Genomic DNA, 3,413 nt, shown 5'->3' with positions numbered 1-3,413 from the left:
CCTCCGCGGTCTCGACGGCGGTCAGGGAACCCGCGGCGCCCACCTGCGCGGCATCGACGCCGATATCGGCCAGGGTGAGTGCCGTGATCTTCTTCTTCTTGGCTGCAAGGATGCCTTTGAAGTTGGGGTATCGCGGTTCGTTGATCTGGTCCGTCACGGAGACCAGCGCGGGCAAGGTTGCCTCCACGGTGTCCGCGTGGGCGTCACCGTCACGGCGCGCTACGATGCGTTCGCCGTTGACCTCCAGGGACGAAGCAAAAGTGACTTGCGGGAGTCCGAGCCGCTCGGCGAGCTGTGCCGGAACCAAGGACGTTTCGCCGTCGGTCGACGCCATGCCCGTCAGGACGAGGTCAACGGGCGAGTCTGCACCGAGATACCGGATCGCCGCGGCAAGGGCCAGCGAAGTGGCTGCGGCATCGGAGCCGGCCAAGGCGTCGTCGCTCAAATGCGCTCCCGAGGAGGCACCGATCTGCAGGGACTTCTTGACCGCGTTCACGGCACCGGCTGGACCCATGCTCAAGGCGATGACCTCGTTGCCGGCCTTGGCACCGCCGCGGGCTTCGCTGAGCTGCAGCGCGGCTTCGAGTGCATACTCGTCCAGTTCGGACAGGATGCTCTCGTCGCGGTCCGTGGTGTTGCCTGGGCCGGTGAGGTGTCGGTCGAACTGCGCGTCCGGGACGTGCTTGACCAGAACAACAATCTTCAATGTATCTCCCACTGTGTTCGAGGCAGCCTTCCATACTCGGGGATGGCCAGCAACTAGGCGCATGGCCAAGAGTGCCCGGCATACGGGCTCGTCCTAGCTAAGCATATTGCGGGACAAGTCGGACAACGGCGCCGCGTTAACTCCTGTTTCGTGGATCGCCACCGCCACGGCGGCAAGAGCACACGACGACGGCGGGCCGCACCGGTGGTGCCGCCCGCCGTCGTCGACGTGCTAGTCAGTTCGCGTGCTGGAATCCGCTGCTACGGCGTAGCTGTTACGGAGCAGCGTCCAAGGTCACGTCGAGCTCCTGCGACTGGCCGCTACGCTGGACGGTCACCTTGACCGTTGCGCCTGCCGGCTGCTCCCGGACAGCCGCAGTGAGCTGCTCCGGGTCGGTGATGTCTATACCGGCGAACTTGGTCACGACGTCGCCCACCTTGAGCCCGGCCTTCTCAGCTGCGGAGCCCTTGGTCACGGCCGCGACCTGCGCGCCGATAGAGAACCCGGAGCTGCTGCCTGTTGCCGACTTAGGCTGAACGCTGACGCCGAACTGCCCATGGGTTGCCTTGCCGTTCTTGATGAGTTCCTGCGCAATACGCTTCGCGTTGTTGATCGGGATGCTGAAGCCAACACCAATGTTGCCGCTGGACGAAGACGAAGAACTGCTGCTGCCGGCAGAAGCGATTGCCACGTTGACGCCGATGATCTCGCCTTTGGTGTTGACGAGCGCTCCACCGGAGTTACCCGGGTTGATCGGCGCGTCGGTCTGGATCACGTTGAGCGAAACGGTGCCCTGGCCCGCACTGCTCTGGCTCTGGCCACCGCCTGGAGGGGCGAATTGGAATCCGCCCTGGCCGCCGTTTTGCGAATTGTCCGAGCCGCCGTTGGGAACAGCCGAGGACGCCACGCTGATGGTGCGGTTGAGCGTGGACACGATGCCGTCGGTGACCGTGCCGGGCAAGCCGAGCGGAGCACCGATGGCGATGGCGTTGTCTCCGACGTTGATCTTGCTGGAATCACCCAGGGTGGCCGGCACGAGGCCGGAAGCGTTGTCCACCTTGATGATGGCGAGATCCGACAGCGGGTCCGTACCCACTACCGTCGCCTTCAGCACGCGTCCGTCGCTCAACCGCACTTCAATGGCGGCGTTGGCGCTGGCACCGTCAAGGGTCACCACGTGGGTGTTCGTCAGGATGTGGCCTTGGTCGTCGAGGATGATGCCCGAACCGGTGCCGCCCTGGCTCCCGCTTGAAGCCATGATGGTCACGACGCTCGGAGTAGCCTTGGCCGCGGCTGCTGTGATGGCGTTGACGTTGTCCGTGTTGTTGACAATCACGGTTCCCGCCTGGCCGCTGCCGGCCGCCACCGGGGTCCGGCTGTTCAACAATTGATCGCTGGCGGCCACCACGCCTCCACCCACGAGACCGGCTGCCAGGATGCAGGCCACCAAGGTCCCGACGCCGAAGACCGGCTTGCGCTTCGGACTAGCCGCCGGACCTCCCGGGTGGGCGGGGAACTGCTGAGTGGGATAGTGCTGCGCAGGGTTCGGTCCGCCATAGAAAGGCTGGTGCTGCGGGTAGGCGTGCTGCTGTCCCGCGCTGTGCTGGGAGGCTCGCTGTTGGGGCGCTCCGTTCTGGGGAGCGCTGTGCTGAGCGTGGATCTGCTCGGTGGCGTTTTCGGCCGGGCCTTGGGCCCATGGTGCCGGGGCTACCGGGGTCTGTGCTGTGTGCTCCCGCTGCGCTGTGTAATCGGGCTGCGCCGGGTAATCGGGCTTCGCAGTGAAATCCTGACCCGGCTGGTATGCCGGCAGCGGGGCCGTAGGCTGGGAATTGGCTTGCTTGTCCGCTTCCGCCTTGCCGGTGCTCTCAGGACCATGGTTCTCGGGGCCATTGTTCTCAGGCTCGGCGCCCTGTGCTGGGTTCTCCGTCATGGGACTTCCTTTCTTCCTCGTCCCCTTAACTATCGTCGCTCTTGCTGGATCAAGAGTCGACGTTCGCTGGGAGCTTGCTGAACGCCGTCATCGGATTGGCCCTATGCCGTCGAATGCCGCCGACAAGCCCCTCAACGTTGGAGAAGGTACGATTTCTCCCCGTTTCGCTGGCGGCATATTTACCGCTGTGGACGCTCCAAAAGGTGCACCATAGTATCAAGTGGAATTGCCACAGCGACCTGCCGCTTGACAACCATGCGTGGGGGCGCTGATGCATTCTGTTTCGATTGCTCCGGCCCGGACCAGTCGCAGACGTGCTGAAGGGTTGCACATGCGGTCAATGTTGAAACGTGTACTCGCCGTCATCGGCCTGGCCGGATTGCTGGTCCTCCCGGCCACCGCAGCCTGGGCCGAGGGTCCGGTGACCATCCCCTCCGGCCAGAACATCGTGGACAACGCGAATGTCCTGGGCAACCGCAAGGGCGAGGTCCAGGATGCCATCCAGAAGCTCCTGAAGGACCACAAATACAACTTGTACGTGGTCACGGTGAATTCCTTCGACAACCCCTCATCGCCCGCAGACTGGGCCACGGCAGTGGCCACCAAGAAGGGTATGGGCAAGGCTGACGTCATTCTGGCCATCTCCACGGCCGGTCAGTATTATTTCGCACCCAATTCGGCCAGTGCGATCTATTCCAAGAGGTCAACCATTTCGTCCAATGCCATCGCGGCCAATCTGGGCGCAGGCAAGCGCGACTTTGCCCAGGCAGCCATCGA

Annotated in this window: 3 protein-coding genes; 1 reads left to right on the top strand and 2 read right to left on the bottom strand. The window is 63.9% G+C overall.

Annotated elements, in window-relative coordinates:
* The coding region (locus AHiyo1_RS02640; protein ID WP_059387522.1) for an electron transfer flavoprotein subunit beta/FixA family protein at positions 1-706 on the bottom strand (706 nt) is incomplete at its 3' end.
* Between the two features lie 274 nt (positions 707-980).
* Positions 981-2,636, bottom strand: a complete 1,656-nt coding sequence (locus tag AHiyo1_RS02635; RefSeq protein WP_059387521.1) for a S1C family serine protease — start codon at positions 2,634-2,636, stop codon at positions 981-983.
* Between the two features lie 331 nt (positions 2,637-2,967).
* Between AHiyo1_RS02635 and AHiyo1_RS26080 the strand changes: the two genes are divergently transcribed.
* A partial coding sequence (locus AHiyo1_RS26080; RefSeq protein ID WP_253257126.1) for a TPM domain-containing protein occupies positions 2,968-3,413 on the top strand: 446 nt, incomplete at its 3' end.

This window comes from Arthrobacter sp. Hiyo1 (genome assembly GCF_001263615.2).
GTDB lineage: Bacteria > Actinomycetota > Actinomycetes > Actinomycetales > Micrococcaceae > Arthrobacter.
The sequence above is the reverse complement of the archived record's forward strand: the minus strand, read 5'-3'. Positions and strand labels throughout refer to the sequence as shown.

Excerpts from the sequence above, each read along its gene's own strand:
- AHiyo1_RS02635 (WP_059387521.1), bottom strand. The coding sequence starts at position 2,636 with ATGACGGAGAACCCAGCACAGGGCGCCGAGCCTGAGAACAATGGCCCC.